The organism is Synechococcus sp. W60.3 (assembly GCF_047502615.1).
Lineage (GTDB): Bacteria > Cyanobacteriota > Cyanobacteriia > Thermostichales > Thermostichaceae > Thermostichus.
Genome location: NZ_JANSHJ010000003.1, coordinates 101,464 through 118,506, shown reverse-complemented (window position 1 = coordinate 118,506; position 17,043 = coordinate 101,464). Strand labels below are relative to the sequence as shown.

11 protein-coding genes and 2 pseudogenes are annotated in these 17,043 nt (G+C 61.2%); 8 read left to right on the top strand and 5 right to left on the bottom strand.

The annotated features are described in order from the left end of the window. The first annotated feature begins 7 nt into the window (after positions 1-7). On the top strand, positions 8-640 hold the full coding sequence (locus NW846_RS02090; RefSeq protein ID WP_011431541.1) for a biotin transporter BioY: 633 nt from the start codon (positions 8-10) through the stop codon (positions 638-640). 152 nt (positions 641-792) lie between these two features. Next, a complete protein-coding gene (locus NW846_RS02085; protein ID WP_011431539.1) occupies positions 793-1,233 on the top strand; it encodes a hypothetical protein in 441 nt (146 codons plus the stop codon). A 111-nt stretch (positions 1,234-1,344) separates the two neighbouring features. On the opposite strand, the gene NW846_RS02080 is transcribed toward NW846_RS02085, so the two are convergent. Further along, positions 1,345-1,461 (bottom strand): photosystem II reaction center protein I, encoded by a 117-nt coding sequence (locus NW846_RS02080; protein WP_011431538.1) that lies wholly within the window; start codon positions 1,459-1,461, stop codon positions 1,345-1,347. 333 nt (positions 1,462-1,794) lie between these two features. Between NW846_RS02080 and NW846_RS02075 the strand changes: the two are divergent. Together NW846_RS02075 and hemB are read left to right on the top strand one after the other, a co-directional pair. Then, positions 1,795-2,794: pseudogene (locus NW846_RS02075) on the top strand (lysophospholipase). Next, positions 2,791-3,777 (top strand): porphobilinogen synthase, encoded by a 987-nt coding sequence (gene hemB, locus NW846_RS02070; RefSeq protein WP_414346190.1) that lies wholly within the window; start codon positions 2,791-2,793, stop codon positions 3,775-3,777. The pseudogene NW846_RS02075 and the gene hemB overlap by 4 nt, the downstream one beginning before the upstream one ends. Here the strand turns inward: hemB and NW846_RS02065 are convergent, their stop codons facing one another. Further along, a complete protein-coding gene (locus NW846_RS02065) occupies positions 3,778-4,098 on the bottom strand; it encodes a hypothetical protein (protein WP_414515200.1) in 321 nt (106 codons plus the stop codon). Between the two features lie 435 nt (positions 4,099-4,533). On the opposite strand from NW846_RS02065, the gene NW846_RS02060 reads away from it, so the two are divergent. After that, complete coding sequence (locus NW846_RS02060; protein WP_414346195.1) at positions 4,534-5,463, top strand: TIGR01777 family oxidoreductase; 930 nt, start codon at positions 4,534-4,536, stop codon at positions 5,461-5,463. A 214-nt stretch (positions 5,464-5,677) separates the two neighbouring features. Here NW846_RS02060 and NW846_RS02055 read toward each other — a convergent pair. The 3 genes and pseudogenes from NW846_RS02055 to NW846_RS02045 form a co-directional block, all read right to left on the bottom strand. After that, positions 5,678-8,467 (bottom strand): annotated as a pseudogene (locus NW846_RS02055) (HAD-IC family P-type ATPase). Between the two features lie 497 nt (positions 8,468-8,964). After that, a complete protein-coding gene (locus tag NW846_RS02050) occupies positions 8,965-10,548 on the bottom strand; it encodes a serine/threonine-protein kinase (RefSeq protein ID WP_414346197.1) in 1,584 nt (527 codons plus the stop codon). A gap of 318 nt (positions 10,549-10,866) precedes the next feature. Further along, positions 10,867-12,099, bottom strand: a complete 1,233-nt coding sequence (locus NW846_RS02045; protein ID WP_414346200.1) for an HhoA/HhoB/HtrA family serine endopeptidase — start codon at positions 12,097-12,099, stop codon at positions 10,867-10,869. A 187-nt stretch (positions 12,100-12,286) separates the two neighbouring features. On the opposite strand from NW846_RS02045, the gene NW846_RS02040 reads away from it, so the two are divergent. The 3 genes from NW846_RS02040 to glgP all read left to right on the top strand — a co-directional run bounded on the left by NW846_RS02040 (position 12,287) and on the right by glgP (position 16,920). Further along, complete coding sequence (locus tag NW846_RS02040) at positions 12,287-12,811, top strand: nucleoside deaminase (RefSeq protein WP_011431528.1); 525 nt, start codon at positions 12,287-12,289, stop codon at positions 12,809-12,811. 300 nt (positions 12,812-13,111) lie between these two features. Beyond that, positions 13,112-14,308: a SpoIID/LytB domain-containing protein gene (locus NW846_RS02035; RefSeq protein ID WP_041438653.1), complete on the top strand. Its 1,197-nt coding sequence runs from the start codon at positions 13,112-13,114 to the stop codon at positions 14,306-14,308. A gap of 410 nt (positions 14,309-14,718) precedes the next feature. After that, entirely contained in the window at positions 14,719-16,920 is a 2,202-nt protein-coding gene (glgP, locus tag NW846_RS02030; RefSeq protein WP_414346203.1) for an alpha-glucan family phosphorylase, read from the top strand. Positions 16,921-17,043: the final 123 nt, after the last annotated feature.

Below are 17,043 nucleotides of genomic sequence, written 5' to 3'. Positions count from 1 at the left end.
CTCGGCTATGCGCTCTGGCCGACTGTTAACCCCTCTGGAATGGCTCTGGATCGCGATTGGGGTGATCTTGACCATTTTGGGCACCCTAACCCAGGTGAGCTTGCCGCCTCAGTGGCCAGGGGTGGGCGGATATAGCTTTTCCCTGCAAATCGGCGGCGTGCTGCTGACGGCCTGTCTGGCGGGGCCGGTGGCGGCAGTGTGCGCTCAGATCGTCTATCTGGGATTGGGGTTGGCGGGGCTGCAGGTGTTTGCCCAAGGAGGCGGATGGCAATACCTGTACCAGCCCGCCTTCGGCTATTTGCTCGGGTTTCTGCCTGCAGCCTGGGCCTGCGGGACAATGGCCTTTCGACAAACGGATCCTCATTTACCGCGCGCCTCCTTTCCCCCTCGCCGCAACCCCTACGTGCAGCCCAGCCTCTCTGCGCCGGTGCGTCTGCAAGACTTGGCCGCCGCCGGTTTGGTGGCCCTGACCCTGGTTCACCTGACCGGGATCACCTATCTCTTAGCTACTCAGCCCTGGAATGGAGAGTTGCTGCAGTTGCTTCGGCTCTACTCTGGCTATACCCTGCCAGGACAGCTTATCGTGGTCAGCTTCGCTGCCCTCCTAGCCCTGATCCTGCGGCGCTTGCTGCTGCTTTAGCGCAAAAGACCTTCTATCTTTGCGCGATTGCGCATTTGCTCTTGGGCTGGAGCAGCAAAGATTAGCCTAGAGGCAAACTTGCCCCAGAGAAGGGACAAGGGGTTTCCAAGGTTTCACCAGGTTTCTGCAAAGTTTCGTGAGAAAAGGCAAGAATGCGACGCGCTGCGCTAACTCTCTTGGCAACGGGCTTTCTAGCCACCACTCTGACCGCCTGCGGCAACAGCGGCAACTCTGGCGGATCGATTGTCATTCCACCCCAAAGCCCAACCGTTTCCTTTATCAATCCGCCTACCTCTGGGCGCGTAGGCACCTCCACACCGGCTTTCACGGTGCAGGTCAGTGTGCCGGGCGGCGCCCGCTCAACCCAGTTTGTGGAACTGGAAACCTTCAACCCGCTTGGCACGCGCGTGCAAAGGGAAGTCTTTAGCCCCCAGCAGGTTGGCTGCAGCCCAGGTGCCACTTTCTGTAGCTTCAACACCGACTTCCGGGTTGCTCCTGGCGATCCTGCCGGCGTTTGGCAGTTTCGAATCACTGCCTTTGACCAGCAAAACCGCTCTGGATCCCAGACTCTTCTGATTACAGTCTTTCAGTAGGCAAGCCGAGCCGTTGCTTTGGATTGAGAGCTAAGCGAAAGCAGGGGATGCGTCAAGCACCCCCTTAAGGCGTAAGCCCTTCTCACCAGGAACGCCCAAATGCGGGATCCCTCATTCCATGTCCCGACGGTTGGGGTTGCGGGCAGGGTCATTGCTCAAGAAACCAAAAACAAACAGCCCTACAAAAAAGATTACCACCGCGTAAACAGAGATTTTCAGTAACAGCATAGTTTCAGCGACCCGTTTCCAAGTGGATGAAGCGAACAAGCAACAAAGCAATGGTAGAGCAAAGACCGAGAGCCACGGAGACGGGATCCCGTCAGACCTGAGGCTCGGCAAAAGTTCTTCACAAGATCATACCTCCCAACAGCTCCTCATTCCCGCCGTTGGCCCCAATTTGTCCCCAAAACGCCTCGGACACTTGCCGGAAAAGAGCCGCAAAGCTCGGCCAGATAGGGATCCCTGGCAAGGGGCAAAATTGTTAAGAAATGTTTTAAAGCGAAAAGCAACATTGCGCTCGCTCAGCGGCAGCAGTGTTGGAGAAGGCTGGGGAATGGGAGGATGGGAGCTGCGGCTTTGCTGGCTGGGTACCTATCTATGCCTTTTGACTTGTCCGGTAATCCAGTTCATCAGTTAAACCACTGGGATGCTTCAGAGGAGCGGTTGCCCAGTCAGGCAAGACCTCCGTCGTCTCAAGAGATCTATTGCTCCCGGGAACTACAGCTTTCAGACGGCACCGCGGTTTTTCTGCGCCACTGGCTACAGGGATCCCCGCGGGGCCGGGTGTTGCTGTTGCACGGCAAAGGGGATCACGGCGGCGGGTTTGGCCCCTTGGCGGCGGAGTTGGCGGCTCAGGGGTGGGAAGCTTTGGCGCCCGACATGCGGGGATTTGGTTCGCTGCTGGATCGACCGCTTCGGCCAGTACCAAGCGGATCTAGAGGCAATCGTCAAGCAAGTTTGGCCCCAGCGAGAGCTCCCGCAGATCTGGTGTGGGTACAGTGCAGGGGCCAATTGGGTTACGGAATATGCGCTTGCTCACCCCGACCAGGTGCAAGGTTTGATCCTTATCTCCCCGGCCTTTCGTATCGACCACTATTTCAACCACTTTACCTGGGGTCTTTTACAGGTCTTGGACAAGGTTTTGCCCCAGTTGGCCCTGACTGGCCTCTACGAGCCGGTGCGGGTGACTTCCCTACCGGAGCAGCAGGCGGTCTTGGCTGCAGATCCTTACGTGTGTGGCGTTACCCGGGCCCGGTTTACGGCGGAGTTGGTGCGCAGCGGCCGGCGCTGCCTTGAGCAGGCCCACCGCCTGGAGCTGCCGGTTCTGGTGCTCTACACCTCTGCCGATATCGTTGTCAATCCTGCCGGCGCTGTGGAGTTTGCCCGCCGGCTGCCCCAGGGAGAGATCTACGATTTCTCCTGCTCACGCCACGACCTTTTACACGACTGCCAAGCCGAAGCCGTCCAGGAGACTCTCTGCCAGTGGCTGGATCGGCACTTTCCCTGCCGCTTGGGCCCTCGTGGCAAAATAGAGAGGCCCTCTTTCTGCTTGCTCCCATGAGCCAAGACCTGATCTACCGTCCCCGCCGGCTGCGGCGCACTGAAGCCCTTCGCCAACTGGTTCAGGAAACCCACCTGCGGGTGCAGGATCTCATCTACCCGCTGTTTGTTATGGAGGGAGAGAACCAGCGGCAGGAAGTGGAATCCATGCCCGGCTGCTACCGCTACACTCTGGATCTGCTCCTGAAGGAGGTGGAGGAAGCAGCCAACTTGGGGATCCCGGCGGTGGCCCTCTTCCCGGTGGTGCCCGAAGAAAAGAAAGACCCCACGGGGCGAGAATCCTTCAACCCGGAGGGCCTCATCCAGCGGGCGGTGCGTCGGATCAAGCAGGAGATCCCCGAGATCCTGGTGATCACGGATGTGGCCTTGGATCCCTACAGCAGCGAGGGCCACGACGGCATCGTGCGGGACGGGGTGATTCTCAACGACGAGACAGTGGAGGTGCTGGTTAAGCAGGCCCTCTCGCAAGCGGAAGCGGGAACCGATATCGTTGCCCCCTCCGACATGATGGACGGTCGCGTCGGCGCCATTCGCGAGGCCCTGGATGAGCAAGGCTATACCGACGTGGCGATTCTGGCCTACTCGGCCAAGTATGCCTCTGCCTTCTACGGCCCTTTTCGCGATGCCCTGGGATCTGCGCCCAAGTGGGGGGACAAGAAAACTTATCAGATGGATCCCGCCAACGCCCGCGAGGCCCTTAGAGAAGTGGAGCTGGACGAGGCGGAAGGGGCGGACATTGTGATGGTGAAGCCGGCCTTGGCCTACCTGGACATTATCTATCGGGTCAAGGAAGCGACAGATCTGCCCGTGGCCGCCTACAACGTGAGCGGCGAATACGCCATGATCAAGGCTGCTGAGCAAAAGGGCTGGATCGACGGCAAGAAGGTGATGATGGAATCCCTCTTGGCCATGAAGCGGGCCGGCGCTGACATGATCCTCACCTACTTTGCCAAAGAGGCGGCCCTGCTGCTGCAACAGTCCTAGCTAGGGCCTTCTGGACAACTGGGGAGATTGTCCAATCCAGGTGGGGGGTGCCTTTTTCTCCGCGTCGGCTACTAGGTCGCTGGGATCCACCAGGCGCACCTGGATTTGATCCGGCGGCACTCGGTTGAGGCGTTCCTTGATGAGGGCCTGCTGCTGCAAGGGATCCATGCCGCGATCCAACTCCTCCCGCAGTCGCGAGATTCGCGCTGAGAGGACTTCGAGGTTCTGCTCCAAAACCTTTAGACGGTGATGCTGGGCTAGTTGTACAGGCAAAAGGCGGTACAGACCGCCCAGGGCAGCCGCCGTAAACAGGAGATTCACTCCGATGCGACAGAGCAGTTCCCAAGCTTGAGGCTCTGGCCGTCTCCGCAGTCGGGGCGAGGTTCTAGAAGGCCGGACAGGGATCGTCCGTCGGTTGGCAGCTAGCGTTCCCTGCCCCCGCACCCGAGCTAAGGATCCCTGGGAGCGACTGGAAAGGCGCAGTCTAGGCCCAGCAACTTGCTCCACCTGTAGAGGCAAGGAGCGAGCCAGAGTGCGGGAAGCAGACTTGGGTGCCATAAGGAGGTAAAGAGCCACCGCTGCTACCAGGAAGCGCAGCTAGGGCTTATTGAAGCCGATTTTTCCGAGCATGTCAGGGGCTGGCCCACGACTTTTCTGTCTTTTCTGCGCCAACTCAGCGCGGCGGAGGCGGGGTAAACCGCAGACGCGCTAGGCTAGAGGTTCGACAGGGGGAATGCAAGGAGTCGGGATCCGCCTATGCGCATAGCGGTTACGGGTGGGAGTGGCTTTATCGGGCGCCGCTTGGTGGCCCACCTGCTGGAGCGAGGAGATGAGGTGTTGGTTTTGAGCCGCCGCCCTGAGCAGGCCCGCCGCGTTCTGGGAGCCTCCTCCAACCTCAAGCTGCTGGGGTACGATCCCTATCAACCGCAAAGCTGGGCCTCAGCTCTGGAAGGGTACGAGGCAGTTGTCAACTTGGCCGGAGAGCCCCTGGCTTCTTCCCGCTGGACAGAAGCTAAGAAAAGAGAGATCCGCCGCAGCCGCGTGGAGACCACCCAGGCCCTTGTCCAAGCCCTCGCCTCCCTTGGCCAGAAGCCCCAGGTGCTGATCAGCAGCTCGGCGGTGGGCTACTACGGGCCTCGCCCGGAAGGGGAGCCCCTGACAGAGGCAGATCCCCCTGGCCAGGGCTTTTTGGCAGAAGTCTGTCAGGCGTGGGAAGCAGCTGCCCGCCCGGCTGAGGAGCTGGGGATCCGCCTGGCCATCCTGCGCACCGGGATCGTGTTGGGGCCCGATGGGGGAGCGCTGGCCCAAATGCTTGCCCCCTTTCAGTTTTTCCTCGGCGGCCCCATTGGCTCTGGCAAGCAGTGGGTCTCCTGGATCCACCGCGACGACTGGGTGAGTCTAGTCTGCTTCCTGCTGCAACAGGGATCCGGCGTCTTCAACGCCACTGCCCCTAACCCAGTGCCAATGGAAGAGTTCTGCCGCACTTTGGGACAAGTTTTGGCCCGCCCCTCGTGGCTGCCGGTACCAGCCCTAGCCTTAGAACTGCTGCTGGGCGAAGCAGCTCAGGTGGTTCTAACGGGGCAGAAGGTGATCCCCCAAGCCGCGCTGCAGCTGGGGTTCACCTTCCAATATCCCCACCTCAAAGAAGCCTTGCGGCAACTCCTCATCCCCCAGGTCAACCGCTAAGCGCAGTCGAAGATGGCCAAACCCACCACTGCTCCAGCAGCGGAGAATTGTGGGGAAGCTCCTTTGGATCCCTGCGGGCAAAAATCCAGACACCGCTGCGCCCTCCGAAAGGCCTCTCGGATATAGAAGCGGCGTTTAGCTTTTCCCCAACAGGGATCCCGCCAAGCCTGCTGAAGGCACCCCCTTGGTCTCCTCTGGAGTTGGAAAGAGCCAGCTAGCGGGAGCGGGCCAGCGAGACTCCTCCCGGATCTAGCCGGTTGGCCAGTGCTGCCACCCCAATCATGGGCAGGCTCACCACCAAGCAGAAGCCCCACTGCTCCCAAGCTAGCGGTGCCGTGTCGAAGAAAGCGTTGAACAGGCTCCATTGGCTGAAGAGGATCTGCAGCAGGATGGCCGCTCCAATGCCGATGGTGATAGCCGCCACATCCATCAGGCGTTCGTGGCGTTCCAACTGGCTGGCGCGCCCGCGGCCCAAGAGGGTAGGGATAGCCTGGCTGAGGCTGAGCAAGTAGAAGATGCGCCCAATCACCAGCGCCTGAATGGCCATGCTGCGGGCCAGGTTGAGGTTGCCGGTGGTTTGTTCGATGTATTCAAAAACCCCGAAGATCAAGAGCCAGTTAAAGGCTGAAACCAGCAGAATGCGCTGCAGCAGCCGGGGAGAAAGCAAATTGGCGTTGGGATCCCGCGGTGGTTGGGTCATCTCCCGCCCCGTGCTGGGCTCAAAGGAGAGGGGCACTGTCATGGTGATGGAGTTGATCATGTTGAGCCACAACACCTGGATGGCCAAAATGGGCAGCTCGCGGTTGAGGAGGACGCTGAGGAGAAGGGTCATTGACTCCCCTCCGTTCACCGGCAGGATGAAGGCGATGGCCTTGAGCAGGTTGTTGTAAACGGTGCGCCCCTCTTCGACGGCGGCCTCGATGGAGGCAAAGTTGTCATCGGTCAAGATCATGTCGGCGGCGGCTTTGGCCACTTCGGTGCCACCCCTTCCCATGGCGATCCCCACGTCCGCCTGCTTCAAGGCCGGGGCGTCGTTAACTCCATCGCCAGTCATGGCCACGATATGGCCCTGGGACTGCAGAGCTTCCACCAGGCGCAGCTTTTGCTCCGGGGCCACCCGCGCAAAGACAGATCCCTCGTTGGCGGCGGTAACAAACTCCTCTGGGCCGAGCTGCTCCAGATCCCGGCCGCTGTAGGCTTTCACCGGTTTGCCACCCCCCAGGCCCATCTGCTCGGCAATGGCTTGGGCGGTGAGCACATGGTCGCCGGTAATCATCTTCACCTGGATCCCGGCGCTCTGGCAGGCGCGCACGGCGGCAATGGCCTCCGGCCGCGGCGGATCAATCATCCCCTGCAAGCCCAAGAAAATCAGCCCTTCCTCTAGATCTGAGTGATCCACCTGAGTTTGGCTGCTAGGGACGGTTTTTTGGGCAAAGGCCAGAACTCGCAGCCCCTGCCGCGCCAAGGCCTCCACCTGCTGGCGAATCGGCTCTGCCTCCAAGGGCTGGATCTCCCCTTGGGATCCCATCTGGCTGCAGCAGCGCGGCAAGAGAGCTTCTGCGGATCCCTTGACGTCAATGCAATGCTCCTCCGGCCCCAATCTGTGTAAGGTAGCCATGTACTGAAACTGGGATTCAAAGGGGAGGGTATCTAGGCGAGGGCGGCAGCGCTGCAGATCTTCTCGATCCAAGCCCCCTTTCTGAGCCGCCACAAGCAGAGCCGCCTCGGTCGGATCCCCTACAACTTCCCACTGGCCCTTGTCCTTGGGTTGGAGGCGGGTGTCGTTGCAGAGGCAGCCAGCTACGAGGCAAGCCTCAAGAGCAGGCAATTGATGAATTTAGATGGGGGAATCAGCCGCCTGGAACAGGATCTGGCCCTGGGGGCTGTAGCCGCTGCCGGTAACCCGGTAGAGCTGGGAGCCGGCGTAGATGGCCTGCACCGTCATCTGGTTTTCTGTAAGGGTGCCGGTTTTGTCCGAGCAAATCACCGTGGCGCTGCCTAGAGTTTCTACCGCCGGCAACTTGCGGATAATGGCATGGCGTCGGGCCATACGGGAAACCCCAATGGCCAGGGTTACGGTAACTACCGCCGGCAACCCTTCGGGGATAGCACTCACCGCCAGCGCCACCGCCGCCTCAAAGACAGTCGCTGCCGCTTGGCCCTGCACCAGCCCCACCAGAAAAGTAAGCGCAGCCAAGGTGAGGATAATTTTCAGCAAGGTCAGGCTGAACGCCTCAAACTTGCGCGTCAGCGGAGTTTGCAGGGATCCCCCTTCCTCGATCAGCTTGGAGATGCGGCCTGTTTGGGTCTGGTTGCCGATGGCCACCACCACCCCCGCCCCTTGGCCAAAGGTGACGAAGCTGCCGGCATAGGCCATGTTCTGGCGGTCGGCCAACGGCGTGTCTTCGGGGAGGGATCCCAGCCGTTTTTCCACCGGCACCGACTCTCCCGTGAGGGCCGATTCGTCCACCTGCAAGTTGCGCACGCTTACCAGGCGCAGGTCGGCAGGCACCCTGTCTCCCGAGCTCAAGAGCACCACATCCCCCGGCACCAGCTCCCGCGAGGGCACCCGCACTTTCTGCCCCTCCCGCATCACCGTTACTTCCGTCACCACCGACTTGGCCAGGGCGGCAATCGCCTCCTCCGCCTTGGACTCTTGGATGTAGCTGATGAGAGCGTTGATCACCACCACCGCCCAGATTACGATGGCGTTGCGCCAGGAGCCTAGGAACGCCTTGATCGCCCCGGCCACCATCAGGATGTAGAGCAGCGACTGGTTAAACTGCTGCAGAAACTTGACCCATGCGGGGGTAGCTGCCTTGGCCTTCAGCTCATTGGGGCCATATTGCTGCTGCCGCCGGGCCACCTGGGCTTGAGAGAGGCCCTTTTCCAACAGCCCTGCCAAAGACAGCTCCTCTCCGAAAAGTTTCTGGATGGCTTGCTCCTCTGGCAGAGCATGCCAGGCAATGACCGAGAGCGGCTCGGGAGAGGAAGATCTTGCCATGATCGGTGAGCCACCACAACACAACAGTAGGAGGGGCTTCCCGCCCTTCTCTCTGACAGCCTAGCGGATGCCGTCTGCCCCTTCCCAGCAAGACGCTCCCCCAGCGGCTCTCTCGAACCCTGAGGCAAGCGTCAAGCGCAGCCTCTTGGCCGCCCCTGGAGGATGGGTGGAGGTGGACAAGTGGGCGCGGAACACCCCCGCTATCCCAATGTGTCTGCTTTGGGGGATGCCTCTTCCCTGCCGACTTCCAAAACGGCAGCCGCAGTCCGCAAGCAGGCGCCGGTGCTAGCGGAAGACCTCTCAGCAGCCATGCAGTCTAAGCCCCTGCCAGCTTGCCATGACAGCTACACCTGCTGTCCCCTGACCATAGCAGAGTTTGCCTACGACGGGAAGCTGGCCCTCTCATTTCCTCTAGCGGGAGCGCTACTCCATGTAGCTAGCCAAAGTGCACCTGTTGCCTTACCCCCCAGCCCTTCTCCCCAAGAGGGATGCTCTATTTACAGGCAAGCTTTGAACTTTTTCAGCACCGCTCGATCTAGCATCAGTAGGGCCGCGCGCACTCCTCCTGAGTAGCCCCAGAAAAAGCCCACTGGCAGATGGCCCTTGGGCGCTTCCAGGTTGGTTTTAAGCTCCTCGTACCCCAGCCAGCGGCCCTGCACCCACCAGCCGACTCTTTCTCCCATGCACTCTTCGCGGGGCAAGGCGGAGAAAGATCTCGAACGAAGCCCTCCTCTTCCCTCCGAGTCACACTCCTGCCAGAGCTGCTTCTGGACAGTAAAGCCAAAGCGCCCATGGCTGGCCTGCATCCAGAGTTGGTCGATGAGCCGCAACATAGGGCACGGGAAAGCCTCAACATCCTTGGGGTCGAAAAAGCCTACCTGGGAGCGCCCACTGAGTTTGAGCATCAAAGCCGTCGTCCAGCGATCGGCTTCCCCCCACTGGCCAGCCCGCAGCCGATCCCACAGCCCTTGTAGGGCAGGAGCCGCTTCTCCCACCCAGTCTGACCAGGGGAGAGTAGCGGTCAGGGATCCCTGTCCCTCTAGACAAACTTCGGGAGAAACCAGGGATCCGGATGCCCCCTCTTTTTTCTTTGTCGTGGCAGGGGTAGGGGGCGCCACCATTTGCTCCAGCTCTTCTGCCGAGTGCTGGGCCAGGAGCTGTTCCAGCTCATCTTGGGGTTGCGGGGCCAGAAGCCGCTCCAGTTGCCGCAGATCTTGAGTGCGGATGGCGGGCTCAAAGGTCAGCGGCTTCTTCTCTTCTTGAGAGGCCGCTCCCGGCAGCAGGGCCAGCCACTCGGCCATGGTTTGTGGGCGCTCTTCGGGGTGGAGAGCCATCCCTTTGAGGATGGCGGCCTCCACCTCTTCAGGAATGCTGGGGTTAAGGCTGCGGGGGGGATCCAACTGCCGGCCTGTGGCCCGCACCGGCGCGCACAAGGGCACTATCCCCGTCAGCAGGGTGTAGAGGGTGGCGGCCAAGGCATAGACATCGGTGAAGGCGCCGCGGCGGCGCAGGCTGTCGTACTGCTCCAGGGGGGCGTAGCCATCGGTGCCGTAGGAGGTATGGCGCTGGATCAAACCTTGGGCGTAGGCCCGCGCCAGGCCAAAGTCGATCAACACCGCTTGCCCGGATCCCTCCCGCACCAGGATGTTGGCCGGCTTCACATCGCGGTGCAGGATCCCCTGTTCGTGCAGGGCCATGAGGGCGGATCCCACCTCTCGCGTCAGGCGCAGGGCCTCCGGCAGGGGCAGCGGCCCCTTTTGCCGCAAAAGCTGGTGCAGCGTCTGGCCACGGATGTACTCCATCACAATGCACCAACGCTCCTGCTCCCAGATCACCTCTTCCACCTTCACCACGTGGGGGTGGCGGCAGCGGGCCAGTTGCAGCGCCTCGTTCATGAAGTTTTGCTGGAAGCGAGGATAGTCGGGATCCTCGCGGATGCTGTCCTTTAAGACCTTGATAACCACATCCTCAGCACGGACGCTGTCCCAGGCGCGGTAGGTAATGCCGAAGCCCCCTTCCCCCAAAACGGCCTCGATGCGGTAGCGCCCCCCCTGCAATTCTTCGCCAACTGCCCAAGCCATACGCGATCTCGCTCCCCGCCTCTAGGGCTATTCTGTCACGGGGATCAACAACGGACGGCACGTAAAACTACTCGTTGCCGGGCAGACCCCCTGTCGGGCACAGCGGTGGCTCTATCGCCCCAGGGATTGTGGTCATTTCAAATAGCAACGAAACGTTTCTCTACGTCGTTATTGGTAGGCAGGGCTGTCGCAAACGCGCCAGCGGCGCGGAGCGCTTGGATGGCGGCAGAGTGTTTTCACCTAGTTTAAAACGACTCCAAGTCTTTGGAGGGGAGCTTGCTGAGAATAAGGTAGGGATCGGGATCCCAGCCTGCCTGCTCAAGAGCCCACCGGCAGCACCCCCGTCTTCACCTGGAAGGTGCGCGCCTGGCCGTCGCGGATGACCCGCAGCGTCAGCGTCTTGCCCACACCGGCGGCATCCACCAACTGCTGCACCTGCTCGGCATCGCGAATAGGTTGGCCGTCAATCTCAACAATGACGTCCCCTTCCCGCAGGCCAGCTTGCTCAGCCGGCGATCCCGGAATTACCTGCCCGATCAACACCCCCTCTTGCACTGTCAGCGTGGTGGATCGGCCCGGGTCCCGGTTGAGGCGCTCCACCAAATCGGGGTTGAGGGTAATCATGCGGATGCCCAAGAAGGCATGCTCCACCCGGCCATTGCGGATCAGTTGCTCGGCAATTTCCATGGCGCGGTTGATGGGAATGGCAAAGCCAACACCCTGAGCCCGCTGGAAAATGGCCGTATTCACCCCAATGACGCGACCTTCTGCGTCCAGCAGCGGGCCGCCCGAGTTGCCGGGATTGATGGCCGCATCCGTTTGCAGGAACGTCACCCGCTTGTTGGTGGCCCCAATCTGCCCGGAGGAACGCCCGACGGCGCTGATGATCCCCGCCGTTACCGTGTTGTCCAGGCCCAGCGGGTTGCCGATGGCGATGGCCCAATCTCCTGGCCGCACCTGGTCGGAGTTGCCCAAGGTAACCGTGGGCAGATTTTCGCCCTCGATCTGGATCACGGCGATGTCGGTTACCGGGTCTGAGCCTTTGACTTTGCCTTCGAAGGTGCGCCCATCCAGCAGATGCACCCTCACCCGCTCGCTGCCTTCCACCACGTGGGCATTGGTGAGAATGAGGCCATTGGGATCGATGATGAATCCGGATCCGGTGCCCTCCTGCTGAAACTCTTGCGGCAGTTGGGGGATTTGGCCCCCAAAGAAGCGGCGGAACAGGGGCTGGTTGAACAGCTCGGGATCAATAGGGCTGGCCACGGTGCGGGTGGCGTCGATGCGCACCACCGCCGGTCCCACCTTTTGGGCAACGGCGGCAATGAAATTGGAAGGCCGCACGGCATAGGCAGGAGAGGCAGACTCAGGAGGGGACTCAGACCAAGGCAGAAGGGATCCCACCCCCTCTCCAGCCCGCTGCGACCAAGTGGCAAGGGGAGTTTGCTGCAGCCATGCTTGCCCCCTTGGCGAGGACAACCAGACCCCATAGGCAATGCCTCCGCCAAACAAAGCCATCGCCAGAAATGTTTGCCGTAGAAGCCGTGTCATGATCCCTCCCAGAGCTCAGCCGTATTGCCCCAAAAACACTGCACTGAGGAAGCTCAGGCAGACCGGCGCTACCCACCTGCGCAAGCAGACCCGGTTTACTTTGGCCTATTCTTCTTTTAGCTGTTTAGGGGATATGTGCTTAACTTAGCAAATCTTGCGGGCAAAGACAGGGCTCAAGAGCCTAGCGATGACCGGGAATCTAGCTCACCTCCCTTCCTCAGCACCGCCGGAGCGGGATCCATGGCAACGCCACCGCGCCTGGATGCAGTTGGCCCTGCAAGAAGCCGAGCGGGCGGGAGAAGCGGGCGAGGTGCCGGTGGCGGCTCTGGTGGTGGGGCCGGGGGAAGAGCTGTTGGCCCTAAGCAGCAACCGGCGGGAACGGGATCGGGATCCTACGGCCCACGCGGAGATTTTGGCCCTACGGCAGGCGGGGCAGCGCCTGGGCGACTGGCAGTTGCAGGGCTGTCGGCTGTACGTGACCCTGGAGCCCTGCCCCATGTGCGCGGGGGCGATCAGCCAATCGCGGCTGGCTCAGGTGATCTACGGCGCCGACGATCCCAAGGCCGGCGCGCTGCGCAGCGTGCTCAACCTGCCCGCTTCTGCCGCCAGCTTCCATTGCCCAGAGGTCATCGGCGGAGTTTGCGAGGCCGAGTGTCGTCGCCTGTTGCAGCAGTGGTTTAGCCGCCGGCGGGGGATCCCTCTGGCAACCTGACGGGGAACTTGGGCGACAAAAAGGCCGGGTTGAGGTCGTGCATCGGCAAGCGGTTTTTGATACTGTCATATCGGAAGGCCCCCGGCCCGCCAGCGCGAGCAGCTGGCTGGGATCCGGCCGCGGCCTCGAAGGCAAAGCTCTTTGAAGGCGGGAGCGCTTTGGTTGGTCGGTCGCTTGAGGGGTTGGTTGGGCAATCCTCACCGCAGGATCGCAGTTTCCTTCTGGATCCCTCCTCCGAAGTGGTTTATCGGCGGACAGGGATCCGTTGCTCTTGGGTGGTCTTTCCCAGAGGAGTGACGTGTGAGTGTAGCTCTCTTTTCTTCTCCGGTTGTGTCCCCGCTGCCCTCGGCTTGGCTTAGGGGGATCGGCCTTCTGGTTTGGGCTTGGCTCTGCTTGGCCTTTCCGGTGCAGGCGCGGGTGCTGCTGCGGGTGGGGATTGCCGTCAACAAGCCGCAGGTCAGGCTCGGCAGCTCTGCCCCGGCCCGCCTGCTGGATGCCCAGGGACAACCGCTGGCCGAAGTTCCGGCCATGCAGCCGCTGCAGGCCAGCCGGATAGGCTCGGCGGTCAGTTTGGCCGGCCAGCAGGGAGAACGCCTTTACCTACAGCCCACCACCCCCGATGGGTTGGTGTTCATCGACCAGAACTGGTACCGCGGCTGGGTGGAGCTGATCCCCGGCGAAAGTGGAGTGATCGCCATCAATCAAGTTGGTTTGGAGGACTACGTTTCCAGCGTGGTGGGCAGCGAGATGGGGCACCGCTTCCCGATGGAGGCCCTCAAAGCCCAAGCCGTGGCCTCCCGCACCTATGCCCTCTACCATCGCAGTCGTCGCTCCCAGCAGCCTTTTGACTTGGGGAGTGGGATTGATTGGCAGGTTTACAAAGGGGTGGCTGCCGAATCCAACCGCACCCAGGCAGCAGCCCGCGAGACTGCCGGCCAGGTTCTCGTCCACCAGGGGCAGTTGATCAACGCCGTTTTCCACTCCTCCGGCGGCGGCCACACAGACGATGCCGGCAATGTTTGGCTGGAGTCGCGGCCATACTTGCAGGGGGTGCCCGATTTCGATCACCACTCGCCGGTGTTTAGCTGGACGGCTACCATTCCTGCCCAACAGCTCCAGCAGTTGGCCGGCGGGATCGGGGCCATCCGCTCCATTGAGATCCTGCGCAGCTCTCCCTGGGGACGGGCCATCACCCTGCGCCTAGTGGGATCCCAAGGCAGCAAAGACGTCAGCGGCAGCGAATTCCGGCGGGCTCTGGGGTTGCGCAGCACGATGATCGCCATCAGCCCACGAGGGGAGGCGGCCACCACCGCCAGCCTGACCCCTGCTGGGGCAAACTTTCCCGCTTTCTTCCAAATCCAAGGGCGCGGCTACGGGCACGGGGTGGGCATGAGCCAATGGGGAGCTGCCGCCCTGGCCAGCCAAAACTATTCCTACCAACAGATCCTCAGCCACTACTACCGCAACACCAGCTTGGCCGTGGTGGAGGGACGCTAGGCTCAGTCGGAGCTCCTATCGAAAAAGGCCATTTGGTAGCGAAGGCAGCTAAAGCTTTGCCGAGCTTGTGGCAGTTTAGATTGCCCTGCCGGGATCAGGAGTCAGTGGCAATTCTGGAAACTCTGTTAACTCCGATGCAGCACCGTCTCTTCAGACAGGCCGCAGATCGATCAGCAGCCTTCTCTGAGATTGAAAACCGAACTGCCGGTGGCCATTGTTGTTGCAAGATCTGGGAAAAGACTGAGGAAATCTGGCTTGGAGCTGCTGCAAATTTTGTAGAGATCCTGAATCGTCCTGCCAGAATTCTCAAAGTTGGCTCAATAATAAAAAATTAGAAACGTTTACCAGGCACGATTAACCTCTGCCGCTTCTTTTTCCGGCCTATAGCTTCAACCCCAGGTATCTGTCCTATGTCCCTTGCCACTTTAGCCCCCGCTTTTCCCGAACGTTGCCCGGTGCTGCCGGAGGCGCTCACGCCCCTGTGCGAGATCGCCCGTAACTATTGGTGGATGTGGAACCCCGATCACCTCACCATTTTCCGGGAAATGGATCCCGCCCTGTGGGAAAAAACCTCTCACAACCCGGTGCGCATGCTGGAGGAGGTTTCTTACTTGCGCTTGGCGGCCTTGGCTACTGACGTCAACTACCTCAACACCCTCAATCGCATGGTGCAGGCCTATCGGCAGTACATGGCGGCTGAGGATACCTGGGCCAAGCGCACCATGAAGACCTACGACTGGCAGCGTCCTATTGCCTATTTCTGCGCTGAGTACGGCCTGCACGAGTCTTTGCCCATCTACTCCGGGGGCCTGGGCATGCTGGCTGCCGATCACCTCAAATCCGCCTCCGATCTGGGGGTGCCGCTGGTGGGCGTGGGATTGCTCTACCGCCAAGGCTATTTCCAGCAGCGCCTGGATCTCAGCGGCTGGCAAGGGGAGCTGTACGAAGATTGCGAGTTTGACGCGCTGCCTCTGACGTTGGTGCGGCAGCCAGATGGCAGCCCTCTGTTGGTGGAAGTGGCAATGCGGCAGCGGCTGGTGAAGGCACGCGCCTGGCGGGTGGACGTGGGGCGGGTGCCCCTCTTCCTGCTGGATACCAACCTGCCGGAGAATGATCCCATCGACCGCTGGATTACTGCCCATCTCTACGGCGGCAGCACCGATACGCGCATTGCCCAGGAGTGTATCCTCGGCATTGGGGGGGTGCGCCTGCTGCGCCAGTTGGGCCTGGATCCCATGGTCTATCACATGAACGAGGGGCATGCTGCCTTCTTGACTTTGGAGCTGCTGCGGGAGGAGGTGGCACGGGGTACGCCCTTTGAGGCGGCAGAGGCCAAGGTGCGGGAAAAGTGTGTCTTCACCACTCACACGCCGGTGCCGGCTGGGCACGATGCTTTCAGCCCCAACGAGATGGATGCGTTCTTTGCCTCTTTCTGGCCGCAACTGGGCTTGACGCGGGAGCAATTTTTGGCTCTGGGGGCGCGGCGCGGCGGGGATCCCTGGGAGCGCTTCAATATGACGGTGCTGGCTTTGCGCTACGCACGTGCAGCCAACGGGGTGAGCAAGTTACATGGGCGCGTCTCTCGCCAAATGTGGCATGTGCTCTACCCAGAGCGGTCGGTGGAGGAGGTGCCCATCGGCTCCATTACCAACGGGGTTCACGCCCGCACCTGGGTTGCCCCCCTCTTCTGGAACCTCTACGACCAATACCTGGGTCCCGACTGGCCGGAGCGGGTGTCGGATCCGGAGCTGTGGGCCAAGGTGGAAGAAATTCCCGATGAGGAGCTGTGGCGGCGCAAGGAAGCCCTGCGGGAGCGGTTGGTGTCTTTTACCCGCCACCGGGTGTTGCGGGCGCGGCGCAACCGCGGCGAAAGCAACGAACGTCTCCAGGCCGTCAACCAGTTGTTGGATCCCAAGATCCTGACGATTGGGTTTGCCCGCCGCTTCAGCACCTACAAGCGAGGAGATCTAATCCTGCGCGATCTCGAGCGAGTGACCCGCATCTTCACCAACAAAGAGTACCCTGTGCAGATTATCTTTGCCGGCAAGGCTCACCCGCGAGATGAAGAAGGCAAGCGCCTGATCCAACGGGTGGTGGAATGGTCGAATCGGCCTGAGGTGGCTCACCGGGTCGCCTTTATTGAGAATTACGATGCCTACGTCAGCCGCAATTTGGTCCAAGGGGTGGATCTTTGGCTGAACAACCCGCGGCGTCCTCTGGAGGCCTCCGGCACCTCCGGCCAAAAAGTGGGCTTCAACGGGGGGCTCAACCTCTCCGTTTTGGACGGCTGGTGGCCCGAAGGCTACAACGGTCGCAATGGCTGGGCCATCGGCCAAGAAATCGAAGGTCTGGATCCAGCCGCCCAAGACGATCTGGACGCCAGCTCCCTCTACGATGTGTTGGAATACGAGATTATCCCTATGTTCTACGACCGGGATGAAAAAGGGATCCCGCGCCGCTGGATTGCTCGCATGAAAGAAGCAATCCGCACCCTCAACCCGGTCTTCAACACCGACCGCATGGTGGCTGAGTACGTCCTGAAAATGTATGAGCCCCAGCCTATCGAAACGGAGGTGAGTCGCATCTTGTCGGGCTCGGCCGTCGTTAGCTAAGTTAGCCTCCCTCAACCCAGCCCTTCTCCCTGAGGGATGGCCCAAGCGCGCCGCGCCGCCGACGCGACCACCCCCAACCTCTCTCTGGGAGAGGGGAGATAGTTATCATCATGCAAAAATCGG